General features: G+C 60.5%; 17 protein-coding genes. 2 read left to right on the top strand and 15 right to left on the bottom strand.

Translation table 11 applies throughout. The features are described 5' to 3' along the window. Positions 1 to 75: 75 nt before the first annotated feature. Positions 76 to 2,331, bottom strand: coding sequence for a ComEC/Rec2 family competence protein (locus tag Q1B40_RS08915; RefSeq protein ID WP_299812707.1), 2,256 nt, complete (start codon positions 2,329 to 2,331; stop codon positions 76 to 78). Positions 2,332 to 2,632: 301 nt separating this feature from the next. Here Q1B40_RS08915 and gltX point away from each other — a divergent pair, with 301 nt between their 5' ends. Continuing rightward, entirely contained in the window at positions 2,633 to 4,057 is a 1,425-nt protein-coding gene (gltX, locus tag Q1B40_RS08910; protein WP_299812706.1) for a glutamate--tRNA ligase, read from the top strand. A 239-nt stretch (positions 4,058 to 4,296) separates the two neighbouring features. After that, a complete protein-coding gene (gene gltA / locus Q1B40_RS08905) occupies positions 4,297 to 5,589 on the top strand; it encodes a citrate synthase (RefSeq protein ID WP_299812705.1) in 1,293 nt (430 codons plus the stop codon). Positions 5,590 to 5,730: 141 nt separating this feature from the next. On the opposite strand, the gene lpxB is transcribed toward gltA, so the two are convergent. The 14 genes from lpxB to rpsB form a co-directional block, all read right to left on the bottom strand. After that, positions 5,731 to 6,918: a lipid-A-disaccharide synthase gene (gene lpxB, locus Q1B40_RS08900; RefSeq protein ID WP_299812704.1), complete on the bottom strand. Its 1,188-nt coding sequence runs from the start codon at positions 6,916 to 6,918 to the stop codon at positions 5,731 to 5,733. Next, a complete protein-coding gene (locus tag Q1B40_RS08895) occupies positions 6,915 to 7,799 on the bottom strand; it encodes an LpxI family protein (protein WP_299812703.1) in 885 nt (294 codons plus the stop codon). Before Q1B40_RS08895 ends, lpxB begins: the two co-directional genes overlap by 4 nt. A gap of 4 nt (positions 7,800 to 7,803) precedes the next feature. Further along, complete coding sequence (gene lpxA, locus Q1B40_RS08890) at positions 7,804 to 8,601, bottom strand: acyl-ACP--UDP-N-acetylglucosamine O-acyltransferase (RefSeq protein WP_299812702.1); 798 nt, start codon at positions 8,599 to 8,601, stop codon at positions 7,804 to 7,806. Between the two features lie 6 nt (positions 8,602 to 8,607). Beyond that, positions 8,608 to 9,072 (bottom strand): 3-hydroxyacyl-ACP dehydratase FabZ, encoded by a 465-nt coding sequence (gene fabZ / locus Q1B40_RS08885; RefSeq protein WP_299812701.1) that lies wholly within the window; start codon positions 9,070 to 9,072, stop codon positions 8,608 to 8,610. Positions 9,073 to 9,123: 51 nt separating this feature from the next. Next, entirely contained in the window at positions 9,124 to 10,161 is a 1,038-nt protein-coding gene (lpxD, locus tag Q1B40_RS08880; RefSeq protein ID WP_299812700.1) for a UDP-3-O-(3-hydroxymyristoyl)glucosamine N-acyltransferase, read from the bottom strand. A 79-nt stretch (positions 10,162 to 10,240) separates the two neighbouring features. Next, positions 10,241 to 12,622, bottom strand: a complete 2,382-nt coding sequence (gene bamA, locus Q1B40_RS08875) for an outer membrane protein assembly factor BamA (protein WP_299812699.1) — start codon at positions 12,620 to 12,622, stop codon at positions 10,241 to 10,243. Positions 12,623 to 12,822: 200 nt separating this feature from the next. Beyond that, positions 12,823 to 13,965, bottom strand: coding sequence for an RIP metalloprotease RseP (rseP, locus tag Q1B40_RS08870; RefSeq protein WP_299812697.1), 1,143 nt, complete (start codon positions 13,963 to 13,965; stop codon positions 12,823 to 12,825). Positions 13,966 to 14,076: 111 nt separating this feature from the next. Further along, complete coding sequence (locus tag Q1B40_RS08865; protein WP_299812695.1) at positions 14,077 to 15,276, bottom strand: 1-deoxy-D-xylulose-5-phosphate reductoisomerase; 1,200 nt, start codon at positions 15,274 to 15,276, stop codon at positions 14,077 to 14,079. A gap of 16 nt (positions 15,277 to 15,292) precedes the next feature. Further along, entirely contained in the window at positions 15,293 to 16,171 is an 879-nt protein-coding gene (locus Q1B40_RS08860) for a phosphatidate cytidylyltransferase (RefSeq protein ID WP_299812693.1), read from the bottom strand. Between the two features lie 15 nt (positions 16,172 to 16,186). Continuing rightward, positions 16,187 to 16,954 (bottom strand): isoprenyl transferase, encoded by a 768-nt coding sequence (locus Q1B40_RS08855; RefSeq protein WP_299812691.1) that lies wholly within the window; start codon positions 16,952 to 16,954, stop codon positions 16,187 to 16,189. 31 nt (positions 16,955 to 16,985) lie between these two features. Beyond that, positions 16,986 to 17,549 (bottom strand): ribosome recycling factor, encoded by a 564-nt coding sequence (gene frr, locus Q1B40_RS08850; protein WP_299812689.1) that lies wholly within the window; start codon positions 17,547 to 17,549, stop codon positions 16,986 to 16,988. A gap of 274 nt (positions 17,550 to 17,823) precedes the next feature. Beyond that, entirely contained in the window at positions 17,824 to 18,543 is a 720-nt protein-coding gene (pyrH, locus tag Q1B40_RS08845; protein WP_299812688.1) for a UMP kinase, read from the bottom strand. Between the two features lie 175 nt (positions 18,544 to 18,718). Next, entirely contained in the window at positions 18,719 to 19,636 is a 918-nt protein-coding gene (gene tsf, locus Q1B40_RS08840; RefSeq protein ID WP_299812686.1) for a translation elongation factor Ts, read from the bottom strand. Positions 19,637 to 19,781: 145 nt separating this feature from the next. Further along, positions 19,782 to 20,669: a 30S ribosomal protein S2 gene (gene rpsB, locus Q1B40_RS08835; RefSeq protein ID WP_299812684.1), complete on the bottom strand. Its 888-nt coding sequence runs from the start codon at positions 20,667 to 20,669 to the stop codon at positions 19,782 to 19,784. Positions 20,670 to 21,353 lie beyond the last annotated feature (684 nt).

The following is a 21,353-nucleotide window of genomic DNA, read 5'->3' as shown; positions in this document are numbered from 1 at the left end:
ATTCAATTCAACGCGACATGCTCAAGACAGCAGTGTCAAACCCCAGCGGCTGCCCCTTTGTTTGCTCGGATTTCTTCACTGACCGTTTCTCGGTGTCGAGCGTCGCAGGCTTTCCCTGGTGACGCTCCCCGGCCGATGCCAAGGTCGGGGTGAAACGGGCATAGCGTGTCTGATTTTGCTGATTTCGGTATGCGCGGGACCGCCGCCCGCTGGCGGGTCGCCGCCGGCCGGATTGGGATGAGATAACCATACCGAGATCGCTCCCCGTCGTCGCCGTACCTCACGATCGAATACAATTCGGGCCCCACACCCGAGCGGAGCGATCATATCGCTCACGACAATATCGGCATAGCGGCAGTCCAGAGACAGAGCCTGCGGGCTCTTCGGCAGGGCAATGCTCAGCGGAGCCGCTCCACTTTCCCCCGCAGCTTTTTCCCCGATATCTTTCTTGTCTTGCCCGGCATAAGCCAGGACAACGCACCCGTCTTCATCGCAGCGTCTTTGCGGCGATTTCATCGTGCGCGATTCTATCTCCTGTTCCGGTATACCTTCCCGCTGAAACCACAGCTCCGCCTGAAAGCTTTTTCGCCCCTTCGACAACCGCAGAAGTCCTGCCTCGTCCCGCGTGGCAACCACTTGCCCCGAGGCGGCAATCTGAATGTCCGGAGGCCGCGACAAGACCATCAGCGCGAGAGCCCCGGTCAGCGGAACGAGCGATAAAAACCGACGCCGCCCGGAAATCAGGAGCGCAATGAACAGCGCAGACAGAAGCAGCAGCGCAGACACGCCGTTCAAGTTCCCGACAGCTCCTGCATCAGCACTGAGATTCGCCGTGAAGGCGGCCGTCTCTTGCAGGATGGACAGACCGAAAGCCATGACATGCAGGGGAAGCACCGCCAGGCCCAGCGGCATCAACACCAGCGCCAGCACGCCCATCGGCATGACGAGCAGCGAAAATACCGGCATGCCCAGAAGGTTGCCCAGCAATCCGTAGGGGGCAATGCGGCCGAAATGATGCGCACCGATGATGCCGGTGGCGAGCCCGGCAACCAGAGCGGTAACAAACAGACCCATCGCCCATTTGCCGACAAAGCGCAGCACCTGGTTGATACGCCCCGAAGCGTGACCCTCGTCCTGATGCTGGTGCAGGTCTGCGGAGCGCTTGCGCCACTGCTCGTACACGGCGACAAGGCAGATCACTGCGGCGAAAGACATCTGAAAACCCGGGAAGAACAAACGCTCCGGTGCGATCAGCAGCAGGAACAGGCCAGCGAGCGCCACGCTTCTCAGCGTCAGACCGCGCCGGCCGGTGAAAATCCCCAGAAAGACAAGAGCGATCATCAGGAAGGACCGCTGAGTGGCAACCGCTGCACCGGATATGAGCAGATAGCCCACCGCGGCGGTCAGGGCGACGATGGCCGCCCATTTGTGGGTCGGCCAGCGCAGCGCCAGGGATGGAAACAAGGCAAACAGCAGCAGCACCGAGCCGTAGGCGCCGCCGGCGAAAAGCGCCATATGAAGCCCGGATATCGCCAGGATATGAGCAAGACCTGCCGCCCGCAGATCGTCCTCCTGCTCCTGGCTGATACCGCTGCGATCCCCGACCAGAAGAGCAATGATCAACGCCCTTTCCGGCGTGTCCGGCAGAGCCGACCTGATCCGGTTCGCCAATCCTTCCCGCACCTGCTGAATTTGTGCCGCGAAGCGCAGCATCATCGATGGATCGCCGGTTTCGGCAGGCACAGCAGGGCCGTAACTGAAGCCAGTCGCACCAATTCCCGAAAAGAAGGCACGATAGGAAAAGTCATAGCCGCCAGGGCTGACCGGTCCCGCGGGAGGAAACAGCCGCGCCCTGAGGCTGACACCTTCGCCGACCCGGTTATGGTCGCCTGCCGGAACCCGCAGGCGGACTTTTTCCGGAAACGTCACCGTGCTTCGCGGACGCCCGTCTATTGTTTCCACCCCAAGCAGAACACGTGTTCCCCTCAAACCGGCCTGACTTTCAAGAACATGCCCGGTCAAGGTGACGGTCATCGTCTCGCCAAGCCGCGGCGCCTCGACGATGGCGGTTCTGATTGCCGCGACGGTGAGACCACAGGCCAATGCAAAGGTCAGAATGACGGCTCTGCCCAGGGTGCCGTGACGCCCGGCCCATATGACCAGCGCCAATGCCAGCGCAGCCAGAACGGCCAGCGCCGGCCAATGAGGCTCTTCGGGAAAAAGATTGTACGCCGCGATGCCCGCCGCGAAGGCGAAGCTCCACCACAGCAATCCACGGCTGTCTCCGTCACGCTCGTCCGCGACCGGGTTCGCAACCGGTGACCCGGACAAGAAAGCCCACACGGACCCGCGCGCTTCGGCAGGGTTTCCGTTTCCGCTTCCCTGGCGGTTTTTTCCGGTTGTTACGGCCGGGGCATCACGAACCGTTGCCGAGAAAGAGCGGCTGTCATCCTGTGGAAGCTGTTCTGGCCCCTTTGCCAACGATCCTTTCACCTCACCATCGGAAGAACGGGTAATTCCAACCGTATTTGGCGGGCCCCTATTTTGCCTTGCCGAAGCCTGTGCTAAGACCGCGCCACCATGAAGGCGCGGACCGCGTCGCTATTCTTACAGAGACTTTCAAATAAGCACCATGCCACAAGAAATCGTCACGCGCTTCGCACCCTCTCCTACGGGCTTCCTTCATATCGGCGGCGCTCGCACAGCGCTCTTCAACTGGCTGTTCGCCAAACATCATGGCGGCCGCATGCTGCTGCGCATCGAGGACACCGACCGTGCCCGTTCGACCCAGGAAGCTGTAGACGCCATCCTGGACGGGCTTTCATGGCTGGGACTTGACTGGGACGGCGATCCGATTTCCCAGGCCGGGCGCGTCGAGCGCCACAAGGAAGTCGTCGAGGAAATGCTCGCCAACGGGACAGCCTATCGTTGTTACTGCTCTCCGGAAGAAATCACCGCCATGCGCGAAAAGGCCCGCGCCGAAGGCAAGCCGCCCCGCTATGACGGCACCTGGCGCGACCGGGATGCCTCCGAGGCTCCGGAAGGCGTCGCTCCGGTCGTCCGCATCAAGGCCCCGCTCGACGGCGAGACAGTGGTTGATGACATGGTGCAGGGCCGGGTCGTGATTCCGAACAAGGACCTTGATGATTTCATCCTGCTGCGCTCGGACGGAACACCGACCTATATGCATGCGGTCGTGGTCGACGATCACGACATGGCCGTCACGCATATCATTCGCGGCGTCGACCATCTGACCAATGCCGCCAGGCAGACCCTGATCTTCAAGGCACTTGGCTGGGACGTTCCGGCCATGGCGCATATTCCGCTGATTCACGGTCCGGACGGCGCCAAGCTTTCCAAGCGTCACGGCGCCACCGGCGCGGAGGCCTACCGGGCGATGGGCTACCTGCCGCAGGCAATGCGCAATTACCTCGCCCGCCTGGGCTGGAGCCACGGGGACGAGGAAATCATGTCTCTCGAAGACATGATCAAATGGTTCGGACTGGACGCCGTCGGCCAGTCCGCCGCCCGCTTCGACTTCAAGAAACTCGAAAACCTCAACGGGCATTACATGCGCGCCACCGGCGATGCGGAGTTGCTGGACCACTGGAAGGTCTATCTGGCGCATGCCGAAGGCGGCCAGGCGGTCCTGGACTGGCTGGCAACGGGCGAAAACGCCAACACAGCCCTCACTGCCCTGCCCGGCCTGAAGGAACGCGCCAAGACGCTCGTGGAATTGACCGAAAGCGCTTCTTACCTGTGGCGCCAGCGTCCGCTCGACACTGACGAGAAGGCCGACAAGATCCTGAACGATGAAGCAAAGGCGATCCTCGCCGACCTTCACACCGTTCTGTCGTCCGCCTCCGAATGGTCCGCAGAGCCTCTGGAAGCGGCCGTGAAGGCCTATGCGGAGGAGAAGGACCTCAAGCTCGGTAAAGTGGCCCAACCGCTTCGTGCGGCCCTCACAGGGCGCGGTACGTCGCCAGGGATCTATGACGTTCTGATTGCGCTCGGCAGGCAGGAGTCCCTTGCCAGGATCCAGGATCAGGCCGCCTGACAGCGTCTGTGCTTCGCCCCTGTTCGGGCAACGCCTCAATTAAATCGACCGGCCGACCTCGGCCGATCGATCGCTCTTGGACCAAAGCTTTATACCGGCCAGCTTGCGGCACTGCGGTAAATGGGCTACGCAAGACGCGAAAATTTCTCAATTGCCGCCCGACAACCGATATCGGGGCCCTTCCCAGGAAGCGCCAGTCATCAGGGCGGTACTCAGGTTAACGTGAAGGGGTTTTCTGAATGGCCGACAACAACGCCAAGCTCAGCGTCGATGGTAAAAACCACGATTTCGACGTTCTTGACGGATCCATCGGACCGTCGGTGGTGAACATCTCGTCCTTGTACAAGGACACCGGAATGTTCACGTACGACCCGGGGTTTACCTCAACCGCGTCTTGCGAATCCAAGATCACCTATATCGATGGTGACGAAGGAACGCTTCTTTACCGCGGTTATCCGATCGATCAACTCGCAGACCATGGCGACTTCCTCGAGTCCTGCTATCTGCTGCTCTACGGCGAACTGCCGACAAAGGTGCAGAAGGACGACTTCGTCCAGCGCGTCACCTATCACACGATGATCCACGAGCAGATGAACCGGTTCTTCTCCGGTTTCCGCCGGGATGCCCATCCGATGGCCGTAATGGTCGGTACAGTCGGCGCACTGGCCGCCTTCTACCACGACTCCACCGACATCACCGATCCGCATCAGCGCATGGTCGCATCCCTGCGCATGATCGCCAAGATGCCGACAATCGCCGCCATGGCCTACAAGTACCATGTCGGCCAGCCCTTCGTTTATCCGCGCAACGACCTGGGGTATGCAGCCAACTTCCTGCATATGTGCTTTGCCGTTCCCTGTGAGGAATACAAGGTGAACCCTGTCCTGGCCCGCGCCATGGACCGGATCTTCATCCTGCATGCCGATCACGAGCAGAACGCATCCACGTCGACGGTCCGTCTCGCTGGCTCTTCCGGCGCCAACCCGTTCGCCTGTATCGCGGCCGGCATTGCCTGCCTCTGGGGCCCTGCCCACGGCGGCGCCAACGAAGCAGCGCTCAACATGCTGTCGGAAATCGGTTCGGTGGATCGCATTCCCGAATACGTCGCCCGCGCCAAGGACAAGAACGACCCGTTCCGCCTGATGGGCTTCGGACACCGGGTCTACAAGAACTACGACCCGCGCGCGCGCATTATGCAGAAAACCACGCATGAAGTGCTCAACGAGCTCGGCATCAAGGACGATCCGCTTCTGGACGTCGCCATGGAGCTGGAAAAAATCGCTCTCAACGACGAATACTTCGTTGAGAAGAAACTCTACCCGAACATCGATTTCTACTCGGGCATCACGCTGCGTGCGCTCGGCTTCCCGACGACGATGTTCACCGTCCTCTTCGCTCTCGCCCGTACAGTCGGCTGGATCGCACAGTGGAAGGAAATGGTGGAAGATCCGTCCCAGCGCATCGGCCGGCCGCGCCAGCTCTATACGGGCGCCGAAAAGCGCGATTATACGCCGATCGAACAACGCCGCTAAAGCAGCAAGTATCAAAAAGCCCCCGGAAATCCGGGGGCTTTTTTCGTTTCCGCCCAACCTGACGGTTTCATTCGGGACGGGAGCCAGACTGAAAATGCTGCCTGCGGCTTCCCGTCCGGATGCAGGCGCACCCGGACAATTCTAACCTCTGTACTCGGTCATGGCAGCTACCACGACATCCGCCGCCGCACCGCGCTGACTGTAGCCATCCGGCAGGCGCATCACCTCATCCAGCCGCGCCAGTTCGCCAACCTGTTCGCGTCGTTCGGCACTGTCGCAGAGCAAAGCCTTCAGATGTCCCGCAAGAACATCCGGTTGCACCTCGTCATCAAGAAACTCGGGAATCGCCTTTGCACCGAGAATTATGTTCGGCAGAACGAAGGAATCGACGTTGGAGAACCTGAAGATCCGGTTGAGGTCCTTGATCCGGCGAAAAAACCAGTCGACCTTGTAGGCAACGACCATAGGAACGCCCGACAGCGCCAGTTCCAGCGATACAGTACCGGAAGCCGCGAGCGCGGCATGGGCGCGGCGGAAGGCTGCTTTCTTGGCGTCCTGTCCGCAGACGATCTGAGGCTTCACAGGCCAGTTCGAAACGCCGTCCCGTATCCTGTCCTCAAGATGGGAGACCGCCGGCAGGACGACCTCCAGGCCCGGCTGGTCCCGAGCCACTTCTGCAACCGTCTCTCCGAAAACACCCAGAAGCCGATCGATCTCGCTGCCCCGGCTTCCCGGAAGCACCAGGAGCACTTTGCCGCTCTCGCTCAAGGGACTGCGTTCGCCCTCGCGCGGCCGCAGATCAGCGGAGTTTTCAGTTAACGGATGACCGACGTAATGGGTGCGGGGTCCACCGAGGCGCTGATGAACCTCCGGTTCGAACGGCAGAAGCGCCAGCAGTTCGTCGACATAGACGCTCATTTTCCGCGCCCTGCCCGGCCGCCAGGCCCAGACGGAGGGAGACACGTATCCGACAATCGGAATATGCGGCGCTCTTTTGCGCACCCGCTTGGCGACATTGTGCGTGAAATCGGGACTGTCGACGATCACCAGCACATCCGGATCGGCCGCGACCACCGCTTCGACCGTCTGATACACACGTCTGACGATGCGCGGCAAACGGGCCAGAACAGCCGTCAGTCCCATCACCGAAACATCTGATATATCGAAGAAACTTTTGAGACCAAGCGCAGTCATCCGCTCACCGCCGACGCCGCAATACCGGACACCTTCGCCAAGTCTCTCATTCAGAGCCTTGATGAGTTCAGATCCGAGCAGGTCGCCAGATTCCTCCCCGGCGACAATGCAGACGGTCGGCTTGCTGTCGGTCATTTTCCCGAGGCTCCGGCACCCTGTGACAGGTCCAGACCGATCAGGAACAGGCCTGCGGCATCCGCTTTTCGCAGGGTCTCGTCCCTTTCGGCAATAAGAGCTCCATGCGCTTCCACCGCGATCCCTGCAAGGCCCGCCGCGAGGGCGAGTTCGATTGTCCTGGGTCCGACAGCCGGAAGGTCCACCCGCAGGTCCTGGTTGGGTTTGGCCGTCTTGACCAGAACACCCGCACGTCCCTTTGTCCGCACTCTTCCAGTCTGTTTCAAGTCCGCACAGCGTTCGAGCATGGCGTCCGTGCCCTCGGCTCCTTCGAGTGCGATAACACGCCCGGCGACCGCGACCGCAGCCTGGCCTATGTCGAGTTCGCCGAGTTTCTCGGTTGCTTTCAAGGCCAGTTCGACATCCCGCCAGTCGTCCTTGCCGGGTTGAACGCGGCCCAAAACACCGCTGGAGGCCAACAATTGCGGCGCGACATCCTTTATACCCACGACGCGATACCCCTCGTCTTCAAATAGCCGGATAACTTTCGTCAGCAGGCTGTCATCTCCGCCCGCCAGCGCCCGGATAATGGTCGGCAAACGCTTGAGCGTGCCGAGGTCTCCCAGAACAGAGGTAAAGTCGGGCCGCCTGGTCACCCCGCCGATTAGCAGGATATCCCGGCAGCCCGTCGATTTCAGGAAAGTATAAAGACGGCCGATCTCGCCCCAGCCCAGCTCCGTGTCGGCTTTCGCGCGGGTCCGCGCGTCGGCTTCTCCCCTGATGGCAACGACCCGGAAGTCACGCCCAGCCGCACCAAGCGCATCGGCAATCTGTCCCGGCAAACTGCCGTTGCCGGCAATCAGGGCAATCCGTCTGGTTTCTGCCTGATCAGGGGCGGGCATTTTATCAGTCTTCGCTGCGCGGCGTACAAAAGCGCCGATCATCCTTTTCCAGGATAAAGTCCGTCACTGTCTTCACCAACGGCTGATCGGCGCTGTCGGCAGCCAGAGCTTCGGCCCGGCTGCGCAGCGTGCCGTCCTGACTTTCGAACAATGCACGGTAAGCCGCCCTGAGAGCATGAATCTGCTCCCTCGGAATGCCCTTGCGTTTCAGCCCCACCAGGTTAAGGCCCGCGAGACGCGCCCTGTCGCCGATCGCCGATCCGTAGGGGATAATGTCGAATTCGACACCGGTCATGCCACCGACAATCGCACCGGTTCCGATCCGGGACCATTGCCGTACGGCGCTGAGACCGCCCAGAATAACAAAATCAGCCAGTTCCACGTGACCGGCCAGCGTGGCATTGTTGGCCAGAATGGCATGGTTGCCCACCTGACAGTCATGCCCGACATGGGCACTCATCATGAACAGGCAATTGTCGCCGACCGTCGTCACACCGCCGCCACCCTCGGTACCGGGGCTCATGGTCACATGTTCGCGGATCTGGTTGTTCGCGCCGATCTTCAGATAGGTCACCTCACCGGCGTATTTCAGATCCTGCGGCTTGTGGCCGATGCTGGCGAAGGGAAAGATGTGCGTGCCCGCACCGATGCTCGTGTGTCCGGCGACGACGACATGAGCCTCCAGTGTCACCCCCTCGGCAAGTTCGACGTTCGGCCCGATAATCGAATATGGTCCGATACGCACTCCGTCGCCGATAACGGCCCCGTCTTCGACAATGGCCGTCGGATGTATGTCAGTCATGTTACCTCACGCGTCTACCAGCATGGCGCTGACTTCTGCTTCTGCGACTTTTGCTCCGGCGACCGTCGCCACAGCATCGAATTTCCAGATATTGGAGCGTTGCTTGATCTTCTTGACGTGGAAATGAACCTGATCGCCGGGTTCCACAGGCTTGCGGAACTTGGCTCTGTCGATGGTCATGAAATACACGAGCTGCGGCGGAGCATCGCTTCCCCGCGCATGCACGCAAAGCGCACCGGCGGTCTGAGCCATCGCTTCGATCAGAAGCACACCGGGAAAGACCGGGCGGCCCGGAAAATGACCGGTGAAATGAGGTTCGTTGATGGTGACGTTCTTGATACCGATACAGCTATCGTCGCCATCCATCTCGATGATCTTGTCAATCAGCAAAAAAGGGTAGCGGTGCGGCAGAAGCTTCATGATTTCCATGATGTCTGCGCTCGCAAGTGTCTTGTTTTCTGCGTCTTCCATGAAATGCCCCTTGGCGGATCAGCACCGCAAAGTTCTTGACTGTTTATCCGTTTACGATCCGCCGCCGCGCTCTGCAAGTTTTCTCAGAGCAGCCACTTCGCGGAACCATTGTTTGACCGGTTTTGCGGGAGTACCCCCGTAGCGTCCCCCGGCCGGAATATTGTCGCTGACGACACTTACCGCCGCAACCTGGGCGCCCATGCCGATGGTCACATGTCCGCGCACACCGGTCTGGCCGCCGATGGCGACGAAATCCTCAAGTGTGCAGCTTCCCGACAGACCGACCTGCGATACGAGAACACAATGCCGGCCGATGACGACATTGTGGCCGATCTGCACCTGATTATCGATCTTGGTGCCTTCTCCGATAATCGTGTCACGGTTGGCGCCGCGGTCGATGGTGGTGTTGGCGCCGACCTCGACATCGTCCTGAATGATGACCCGTCCCACCTGAGGGACCTTCAGATGCCCCTGGGGGCCCATGGCATAGCCGAACCCGTCCTGTCCGCAACAAACCCCGGGATGAAGATAAACACGGTTGCCAAGCACCGTATGCTGAACGGTGCTGTTTGGTCCGATCACACAATCGCGGCCGATCTTCACGCCCTGGCCGATCACCGTATTCGCCCGAATGACGGTGCCTGCCCCGATTTCGGCGCCGGCGCCGATCACGACGCCCGCCTCCACGGTTACATTTTCTTCAAGGGAAGCTTCCGGATCGACCACCGCCTTGCCGGAAATGGTTGCAGGTCCCGGATCCTTCGGCACCATGGCATCAGGATAGAGCCGCGCCAGAACCTTGGCCCAGGACCGGTAGGCATCCGCGCAGACCAGCACCGCCACCCCGTCGGGGACCTTGTCCTTATGCTTCTTGGTGACCATGCAGGCTGCTGCAGTGGTCGCCTGAAGATGATCGAGATAGATCGGATTATCAAAGAAGACCAGCAATCCGGCTCCGGCCTCTTCCAGTGGCCCGACACCCGTGATTTCCAGGGTCTCGTCGCCACGATGGATTTCAGCCTCCGCCCAGTCGGCGATTTCTCGCAGCGAAACGGGATTCGGGGTCGCAAAAAAATTTGGCTCGGACATGATCGTATCCTTGTTGCCAGCCAATAAAAACGGCCGCCGATCAGATCGGCGGCCGATTTCTAACCTGTTTGAGCGCTATTTAGAAGCGCGTGCCACCACTCAAGCGGAATACCTGGGTCTTGTCGGTATCTTCCTTGACGATAGGATAGGCGAAGTCGGCCCGCAGCGGTCCAAACGGTGAATTCCAGCGGATACCGGCACCCACGGAGGCCCGCAATGCAAAGTCGTTGGAGTCGATCCGTCCGCCGTTGTCGTCCACAAGGCTCACCAGACTGCTGTCCGCATCCCACAGGGAACCTGCATCGGCAAACACCGCACCGCTCAGACCGAATTCCTTCGGAAGGATCGGGAACGGGAACCGGGTCTCGGCAGTCGCCGCGACATAGAACCTGCCGCCGATAGCATCTTCGGTCGCCGCATCCCGCGGGCCTATGCCCTGGTTTTCGAAACCGCGAATGAGATTGCCGCCAAGCATGAACTGCTCGGACACCCGCAGGCGCTCGTCTCCAAGAGCCATGATGTTACCACCGCGGACGGACAGGCTGCCGACGAGACCGTAGTCTGCGAGGATTTCCTTGTAGGCCCGTGCTTCGGCTTCGGTCTTGATGAAGTAGCTGTCGCCACCAAGGCCTGCGAACTGCTGACCGAAAGAGGCATAGAAGCCATCTGTCGGATCAAGGTTGCGGTCCAGCGTGTTGTAGCGGAACTCGTACCCGACCAGCGAGGTCAGATAGGTGCCGAGCGAGTCACACACTGCAAGGGACAGGTTCGCCGTGTCGCAGTTGTTGATGCCGGTCGACTTGTTGTCCGGATCGGAGTTCTTCTCCTGGAAGATATTGTAGTATAGCCGAACCGTCAGCTCTTCTTCCCGGAGCGGCAACGTGAAGCCGAAACCGCCACCCGTCTTTTCCTGGTCGAAGGACCGGTAATCGTTGGCATCGTCGACCTTGCGATAAAGATCGAGATCAAGCGCAACGCGGCGGCCCATGAAGAACGGCTCGATGAACCGGAACTCGTAAGACTGCGTGTCCGCACCGCCACCCACGGCGAGCTTCACGAACTGGCCACGGCCGAGGAAGTTCTTCTCGGTCAGCGAGATATCGCCGATGACGCCATCGACCGTCGAATAACCCACACCGAAGGAGATCTCACCGGTCGCTTTTTCCTCGACGCGAACATTGACAACCACGCGGTCGGGCGCACTGCCCTGCTGAGTGGTGATCGAAACACGTTCGAAGAACCCGAGGTTGCGCAGGCGGCGCTCGGCCTTGTCGACCAGAGCCCGGTTGAACGCATCTCCTTCGGCGATGTCGAATTCCCGGCGGATGACGTATTCGCGGGTCCGGTCGTTACCGATGATGTTGATCCGCTCGATATAGGCGCGCGGACCTTCCTCGATATAGTAGATCAGGGAGATCTTGTTGTTCTCATAGTCGCGAGCGGCACGCGGACGAACCCGTGCGAAGGCATAGCCTTCTTCGGAGACGCGCAGCGTGATGTCCTCGACGGTCTGCTCGATACGCAGGGAGTTGAAGGTCTGGCCGCTGCGGGTCCGGATCAGACGACGCAGCTCTTCCGGATCGACATCGGCAATCGTGGACACGATTTCGACATCGCCGACTTCATATTTCTCGCCTTCGTCAACGTTGAAGGTGACGTAGAAGATGTTCTGCTCGCGATCGAGATCCGCGCTTACGGACACGATACGGAAGTCGGCATAACCCTTCTTGTTGTAATACTGACGCAGCAGCTCCTCATCGGCAGCAAGCCGGTCCGGATCATAGGTGTCGGTGCTGCGAAGCCAGCTCAGCAGACCGCTTTCCCGGGTGCGGATGACATCGCGAAGACGACCGTCACTGAAGGATGTGTTGCCGATGAAGCTGATACGCTCGACACCGGTCTTTGCACCTTCGTTGATTTCAAACACCAGATCGACACGATTCTGACCGCGATCGATGATCTGCGGCTCCACTGACGCGCCATAGCGGCCGGAGCGGCGATAGGCTTCCAGAATGTTCTGAACGTCGGCCTGAACCTTGGCGCGCGACAGCATCGAGCGCGGCTGGGACCGAACGGCTGTTTCCAGCGCCCCGTCCTTGATCTTCTTGTTTCCTTCGAAGGAAACGCGGTTGATGATCGGATTTTCCGTGACCGTGACGACAACGGTGCTGCCACTCGGGGTGATATCGACCGTGGCGAACAAACCGGTTGCATAAAGCGCCTTCAGCGACTCATCGACATCGAAGGCGCTGTACGAGCGCCCCGGAACGATGGTCATGTAGCTGACGACGGTTTCATCCTCGACCCGCGTGTTGCCGCGCACCTGAATGCTTCTGGCAACTGCCGCTTGCGCCTCCGTCACAAAGGACGGAATGCCAATGGTCTGAGGCAGAGCCGCCCCGATTGAAAATACGGCCGCAACTAACAATACGGCTCGTGTAAACTTCTGCAATCGCTGCATTATTGCGCTATGCCTTTGTTTTTAAATACCCCTCCCGGAACCCGCACTCACCCTGGCAGATTCTCGGAACCGATGATCGTTTTATAGGATTTTACCGATAACGCAACTGCACTTGGCGGGTGAAAGCGATTTAGTCAGAAGACGTTGCGTCAATGTCACGGCCTGTGGACGGACATCGCTTCACCCTGCGGCGCATTGCCCTAGGAACTGGGCCCTACCAGCCTCATTATGTCCTTCCATGTGACGAAGACCATCATCATCAACACAAGCCCCAGTCCGATACGGAATCCCACGTCCTGAACCCTCTCGCTCAAGGGCTTGCCACGCAGCGCTTCGGCGGCGAAATAGAGCAGATGCCCGCCGTCGAGCATCGGCACCGGGGCCAGATTGATGAGGCCGATGCTCACCGAAAGCACTGCGGTAAGGGAAATCAGCGGCAGAAAGCCGAGATCGGCGACCTGGCCGGAGATCTGCGCGACGCGAATCGGACCGCCGAGCTGATCTGCGGACTGACGCTGGGTGATGACGCCCCAGACGTAGTTCACCGTCCCCTCCATGATCCGCCATGTTTCCAGGACGCCTTCGTTGACCGCACCGAGCGGGCCGTATTTGATGCGCACCAGATACTGGGGGTCGTTCGAACCGCGCAGGCCGATATCTCCGGCCATCTGCCGCTCGCCGAGAAAGACTTCCTTCTCGCGGGAATCGGGGGTGACGGTCAGGTCGACGAGTTTTCCATCGCGCTCGACCGCGAAGACAAGCGGCGTATTGGCATTCATCAGCACCACCTGGCGCAACTCGCCGAAGGTGTGAATTTCGCGCCCGTCGATTTCCCGCACGATATCGCCGGCCTGAATGCCGCCGCGCTCGGCGGCCCGGCCGGCAAACACTTCCTCGACGACCGGCTCGAGACCCTGCTTTCCCATCAGCATGAAGAGCGTCGCAAAGATCACGATCGCCAGAATAAAATTGGCCAGCGGCCCCGCAGCGACCACAGCCGCCCTCTGCCACACCGGCTTGGCGATGAAAGCGGTCTTGCGGTCTTCTTCGCTCATCTGCGCGATCAGCTCACGGCTCGGCACGCTGGCGGCGTTCTCGTCCCCGGCAAACTTCACGTATCCGCCCAGGGGAATCATGCAGAGTTTCCATCGCGTCCCCTGCCGGTCGGTTCTGCCGATGATCTCGCGGCCGAAGCCGACCGCAAATGCGTCAACCTTGACGTTGCACCAGCGGGCGACGGCGAAATGCCCCAGTTCATGGAAAAAAACCACGATCGTCAGCACGAACAGAAAGGGAATGATGGTTCCGACGACCAGGGAATACGCGGAAATAAGAAGGTCCATAAAGGGCGTCCGATCCTGCACAGCTTGGATGATTTCGAGCCACTGTACTAAAAGGAAAATTACGGCGTGTTAATGGTCCGGCGTGAAAAACTGAAAAACGCAGGACCGTTTCTACCTGGAAGCGATCCATTCGCGGGTTTTTTGCCGGGCTTCCGTGTCGAGGGCCAGAACGTCCTCGACACGGTCACATGCCGCCAGGCTTCCCTCCCCCTCCATCCGCTCCAGAAGGGCTTCGATGGCGGCGGGTATGTCGGGAAAGCGGATCTTCCTGTTCAGGAAAGCATCCACGGCGATTTCATCGGCGGCGTTCAGCGCCGCAGGCGTCGCCCCACCTGCCTTCATCGCACTGATGGCAAGCCCGAGCGCGGGAAACCGCACCGGATCGGGCGCTTCGAAACTCAGCGTGCCGAGCTCTGCTAGATCGAGCCTTCTGACAGGCACGGCCATCCTGCGGGGATACGCCAGGCAATGGGCGATTGGCGTGCGCATGTCCGGGCTGCCGAGCTGCGCGAGCAGCGAGCCGTCCTTGTACTGGACGAGGCCGTGAACGACGGACTGTGGATGAACCAGCACGCCCAGCTGATCGTGGCTCACCGGAAAAAGATGCGAGGCCTCGATAACCTCGAACCCCTTGTTCATCATCGTGGCGCTGTCGATGGTAACCCGTGCGCCCATGTCCCAATTCGGGTGTTTCAACGCCTGCTCCGGTGTCACCCCCGCCATTTCGGCAAGGGAAAACGTCCGAAACGGCCCGCCCGACGCGGTCAGGATGACTTTCTCGACCTGATCCGCCTTGTCCGACTCGAAGACCTGGAAGATGGCGTTGTGCTCGCTGTCCACCGGCAGCAGTTCAGCTCCGCTCCGGCGGATCTTTTCCATGAAAAGATCACCTGCACACACCAGGCATTCCTTATTGGCAAGGGCGATCCTGCGGCCGGGCTTGATTGCCGCCATGGTGGGCGCGAGGCCTGCCGCACCGACGATGGCGCCGACGACCAGGTCCGCGTCGCGCTCGACCGCTTCAAGGACCGCGGCCTCTCCCGCCGACACAGCGATGCCGGTCCCTTTGAGGTGGTCGGCAAGATCCTGGTAACAGGATGCATCCGCCAGAACAGCCGATGACGCATTCAGTGTTTTTGCCATTGCCGCAAGAGCTTGCGCGTTGCGGTTCGCCACAAGGGCAACGACGTCGAACCGTTCTGGAGATCGTTCGATCAGATCCGCAAGGCTCTGGCCGATCGAGCCGGTGGCGCCAAGCACGATGATCCGTATCGGCGCAGTCTCGTCGATGAAAGCGGTTCCCGCCGCCATGGTCGCAACTCCAGACTTAACTCAGACCCAGGCCCGCGATCGGGTCCCTCAGGGAGCCTCCTGCGATCACGCCGATCAGAACGGCGAAAATAGCCGCGGCGACAAGACCGTCGATACGGTCCATGATTCCCCCGTGGCCGGGAATAAGACGGCTGGAATCCTTCACGTCGAACCTGCGCTTGACCGCGGATTCCAGAAGATCGCCCGCTTGAGAGACGATTGAAAGCGCGGCCGCCAGCAAGGCCCAGACCCTCAGGTTCCGGTCCGCGTCTCCCAGCCCGGCTTCTTGCCCGGCCCAGGCGCCCGCGACAACAACCACGCCGACACCGAATGCCGCCGCCAGAACCAGTCCGCCGATGGCGCCCGACCAGGTTTTCTTCGGCGAAACCCGGGCCCAGAGTTTCGGGCCTCCGAGCGCCCGGCCGGTGAAATAAGCGAAGATGTCGGTCGCCCAGACCACGAACAACAGAAAGAACGTGAACAGCAGGCCTCCAGTCCCTTCCCGGATCGCCAGAAGCGCGAAAAGCGCGCACCCGCTATAAAGGATCCCCTCCGCGCTCCATCTCCCGGCTCGGGAAAATCTGCCGAGACCAAAGGCGGCAAGCGCCGCCAGCAGGACCACCGCGAAGCCGATCTCCGCATGGCCGGCCACATGACAGAGCGTCAGCACGACGAGCGCGCCCTGCCCGATCAGAGCTGCGGGCGATACCTGGCGCGTTCCGGTGATCGAGAACCATTCCCACAGGAAAAGCACCGCCGCCACCAGCATCAGCGCGGCATAGGGCAATCCGCCCAACCAGGCGATCAGCAACACCAGCGGCCCGAGAACCACCGCCGAGGCGAACCTCAAACCGAGGTCGGACAGTTTTTTCGAAGTGTGTTGGGGGTCTGCCATTACGCGGAAAGCCCGCTACAACGCTTTGGCATCGAGACCGCCATACCGGCGCTGCCGGTTGCCAAAACAGATAAGGGCCTCGTCAAACGCTGCCTCATCGAAATCCGGCCAGTGTTTGTCGCAGAAATAGAATTCCGAATAGGCCGCCTGCCAGAGAAGAAAATTGGAAAGCCGCATCTCGCCACTTGTGCGGATGATGAGGTCCGGGTCGGGCAGCCCGCCGGTGTCGAGAGCTTCGGAAAAGGCAGCTTCGGAAATGTCTTCCGGCTGCAGTTCACCGGAAGCAACCTTTTGCGCCAGCGCTTTCGCAGCACGGACGATTTCCATGCGCGCCCCGTAATTGAAGGCCACCACGAGGTTCAGCCCGGTGTTGTTGCGGGTCAGGTCCTCGGCCTCCTGCAGCAGGGCGGCGATGCCCGGTTCCAGTTCGCAGCGGCTGCCGATGATCCGAATGCGCACATTGGCTTCGTGCAGCTCGCTCAGATCGCGTTGCACGAAGCGCCGCAGCAGCCCCATGAGAAAGGAGACCTCGGTTTCCGGCCGGCTCCAGTTCTCGGAGGAAAAACTGTAGATGGTGATTACCTCGATGCCGCGCGCGCCGGCATGGCGGATCACCCGGCGCAGGCTTTCCAGACCGTGGCGGTGCCCTTCCGTCCGCGGCAGGCCGCGCGCGGTCGCCCATCGCCCGTTGCCATCCATGATGAAGGCAACGTGGCGCGGCGTTTTCGCGCTGCCACCTTCCGCGGCAGATACATGCGGGCTCCGGTCCGGGCTGACGCTCATGAGGCTCCCCTGTTCACAGGTCCGGGTCCGATCAGACCTGGGAAATTTCCTGCTCTTTTTTCTCCAGCATGCTGTCCACCTCACCGATCATCTGATCGGTCAGCTTCTGCACTTCATCGGATGCGACACGGCTGTCGTCCTGGGAGATGTCACCGTCTTTTTCGGCCTTTTTTGCGGTATCCATTCCGTCGCGGCGGACGTGACGGATCGCGACGCGCGCCTGTTCGGCGTATTTGTGGGCGACCTTGATCAGTTCCTGGCGGCGTTCCTGATTGAGCTCGGGAATCGGCAGGCGCAGCAGCTGGCCGTCGACAACCGGGTTGAGCCCGAGATTCGATTCCCGGATCGCCCGTTCGACGGCGGCAACCATCGTCTTGTCCCAGACCTGGATCGCGACCATGCGCGGCTCCGGTACGGACACGGTGCCGACCTGACTGATCGGCATGGACTGGCCGTAGGCCTGAACGGAGATGGGATCCAGCATGGATGCGGATGCCCGTCCGGTCCGAAGGCCTGAGAAATCGGTCTTCAGCGAAGCGAGCGCTCCTTGCATCCGGCGCTTCAAGTCGTCCAGATCGACACCTACTACCGACATTTTATCCTCACTCTTGTTTTTGACTGGGCTTGATAGAGTCCCGGCGCGCGCCAACATGGCATAAACGTGCTGAAACACAAGTGCTTGTGCCCGTTCTGTTGACAATTTGGCGCCGTCCACACGGCATAGCCCACCCATTGACACGCGGTCCGGCGTCAAGGCCTGCAAGGCAGGAAAACACCAGCCCCGCCCGTGACTTCACTCGTGGCAGTCTATCATGGCAGCATCCGCGGCAGTTGCTTCGGGGTCCTCGGGGAACCTGAAACTTCGAGCGTTAGCCGCCGACGACCGTGTAAGTGCCGGTCTCCTGCAGAACGCTGACAAGCGCGCCGGGTGTATGGATGGAAAAGACGATAACCGGAATGGAATTGTCGCGCGCCAGTGCGATGGCGGTGGTGTCCATCACCTTTAAATTGCGGCTGATGATCTCTTCATAGTCGAGGCTGTCGTAGCGCTCCGCATTCGGATTGACCTTCGGGTCTTCCGAGTAGACGCCGTCCACCTGGGTACCTTTCAGGAAGGCATCGCATTTCATTTCGGCAGCGCGCAGCGCGGCGCCGCTATCGGTGGTGAAGAACGGATTGCCGGTGCCGCCGGCGAAGACAATCACATCGCCGTCTTCCATGTAGCGGTCCGCGACACGCTGGGAAAACGTCTCGCAGATGGACGGTACGGCAACAGCGGACAGAACGCGGGCGTTGACCTTGAGCCGGCGCAGGGCATCGGCGAGCGTCAGGCTGTTCATGATGGTGGCCAGCATGCCCATATGGTCACCGGTGACCCGGTTGCCGCCCTTGGCAGCCACGGCTACGCCCCGGAAGATGTTGCCGCCGCCCACGACGACGCCGACCTGGGCTCCAAGCGCCACCGCGTCGGCAATCTCCTTGGCGATCCTCTGCACGATGGCCGGGTCGATCCCGAAAGCCTGCGATCCCATCAGGGCCTCGCCGGAAAGTTTCAGGAGGATACGTTTCCATCGCAAGGAATTCGTCACGGCTGCGCCCTTCTTGAAAGTCTTTGTCCAGATCGGCTTTCAGACCTCCAACCGCAGTCGGTGGAAGGTCTGCAAGCGGATCCCCTCAAATGTACCGCGGCATCCGGTCCGCGTCGGTGCGCATGCGGAATGCCTCAAAAAAAAGCGCCGGACTGACCGGCGCTTTTTCTGGAACTTACTGCCCGGAGGCTGCCGCCACTTCGGCGGCGAAGTCTTGCTCTTCCTTCTCGATCCCCTCGCCGAGAGCGAAGCGGACGAAGCCGGTAAGCTTGACCCCGGTACCGAGATCCTTTGCCAGAGCCTCGACGGCCTGTTCGACCGTCTGGTCCGGATTGATGACGAACGCCTGTTTCACGAGGGTAACTTCCTCGTAGAATTTGCGCAAACGTCCTTCCACCATTTTCTCAATGATGTTTTCCGGCTTGCCAGAGTCGCGTGCCTGCTCGGAGAAGACCGACTTTTCACGCTCGACCACAGCCGGGTCCAGCGCTTCGGTGTTCAGCGCCAGCGGGCTGGTCGCGGCCACGTGCATGGCGATCTGACGGCCAAGCGCGTTGAGCTTTTCCTTGTCACCGGAAGATTCAAGCGCGACAAGCACGCCGATCTTGCCTAGGCCATCGGCTACGGCGCCGTGGACATAGGTGGCGACAACGCCCTCACCGGCAGAAAGGGTGGCGGTGCGGCGCAGGCTCATGTTCTCGCCGATGGTGGCGATCGCTTCGGTGATCGTGTCGGCGACCGACTTGCCACCAATATCGGCGGCGGAGACGGCTTCAACGGATCCATCGGTCGTCACGGCAACCTGGGCAACCTTGGAAACCAGTTCCTGGAAGCCTTCGTTGCGGGAGACGAAGTCGGTTTCGGAGTTCAGCTCGATCACGGCAGCCTTGCTGCCGTCCGTGGCGACGCCGACAAGACCTTCAGCGGCCAGACGGCCTGCCTTCTTTGCTGCCTTGGCCAGCCCCTTGGTGCGCAGCCAGTCGATAGCCGCTTCCATGTCACCGTCGGTTTCTTTAAGGGCGGTCTTGCAGTCCATCATGCCAGCGCCGGATTTCTCGCGGAGCTCTTTTACCATCGCGGCGGTAATGCTCATCGATTGCCTCGTGCATGGGGGTTTCGGGTGAGACACGGTTTAGCCGATGGCTTTCCGCGTCTTTATGACGGGGCTGCAACAAAGTGCAGCCCGCCTTGCGAATTCAACAAGTTTCTGCCGCAGATAAACTGCGGCAGAGCTGTTATCAGGCGGCCGGTGCGGCCTTGTCTGCTTCCGGTTCTGCTTCTGCAGCTGCCGGTGCAGCTTCAGCCGGAGCCGCTTCAGCGGCAGGCTCGGCCGGGGCCTCTTCGGCAGCAGGTGCTGCTTCGGCAACCGGCTCGGCCAGAGCTTCTTCGACCGGCGCTTCTTCCGACGCACCGACATCCATGCCGGATGCACCCTGGGCGCGGGAAATACCGTCGATGGCGGCACGGGCGATCAGATCGCAGTAAAGCGAAAGCGCGCGGCCTGCATCGTCGTTGCCCGGCACCGGATAGGTGATGCCATCCGGGTTGCAGTTCGAATCGAGGATCGCGGCGACCGGGATGCCCAGACGGCGGGCTTCCTGGATGGCGATGGCTTCACGGTTGGTGTCGATCACGAAGATCAGGTCCGGGATGCCGCCCATGTCCTTGATGCCGCCCAGGTTCCGCTCGAGCTTTTCGCGCTCGCGGTCCATGAACAGGCGCTCTTTCTTGGTCAGAGCGTTCGCAGCGTCCGAGGACAAGGTCTCTTCCAGCTTGCGCAGGCGCTGAATGGACTGGGAAATGGTCTTCCAGTTGGTCAGCATACCACCGAGCCAGCGGGCGTTGACGAAATACTGCGCGGAGTTACGCGCGGATGTCGCCACTGCTTCCTGTGCCTGACGCTTGGTGCCGACGATCAGAACGCGGCCACCACCGGCAACGGTGTCTGAAACGGCTTTCAGCGCCTGATGCAGCAGCGGAACGGTCTGGGACAGGTCCATGATGTGAACATCGTTGCGTACACCAAAGATGTACGAACCCATGCGCGGGTTCCAACGGTGTTTCTGGTGACCAAAGTGCACGCCAGCTTCCAGAAGCTGACGCATGGTAAAATCGGGCAATGCCATTGGGCTTGCTCTCCTGGTTTTCCGGTTTGACCTCCGCAAGAGGATTGTGGGCCGAAGGATTTCTCCCATCGGCCACCGGATGGACCCCGATAAAGCTCAGGTTCCGCCCCTTGCGTGTGGAATGCGCGCCTTATAGTTGGCGGGGGATTTTATTTCAAGGCCAAAAGACCGGTTTTGTCCGGGGATGGCAGGATTAGCGGGATCGAAGCCACATTCTGCTTGAATGAGCCCGGATTTCCTCGAAAAAGCCGAGTCGATAAAGGCGGTGCAAATTCGCCGAAAAGGCATGGAAAGTGGACGGCTGTCGTAAGTTGAACGACTGGCCGGATCGGCGCCGGATCCGGACTGATCGGGATCCAGACGCCATGCTGCCGAAGCCGGCTTTAACGAGAGGATGGCCAATATTGACAGCCAGCCACGGCAGACACCGGAAACGCAGAAGCAATACATGCCTCCACAATAGTCTGGTAACGCGAGCGTTTTTGGAGAAAACTACGGAGAGAATTTTACACCAACAGACCCCCTTCCAAATTCCGATCAACATTTCTCGCTATTGTCCGAAAGGTAAAAAGTCCTCTTGGTGAAGTGGAATGAGACTGCCCCTGATGATTTGGTTTAGTCGCCTGGGTCGCAATCATCGGATTTCACCGAACTAGCACGTTTGTTTTTGAGACGCTGTCTCCG

This window comes from uncultured Roseibium sp., from assembly GCF_947496995.1.
In the GTDB taxonomy this organism is placed as follows: domain Bacteria; phylum Pseudomonadota; class Alphaproteobacteria; order Rhizobiales; family Stappiaceae; genus Roseibium.
Note: the sequence above shows the minus strand (reverse complement) of the source record. Positions and strands in the feature narration are given on the sequence as shown.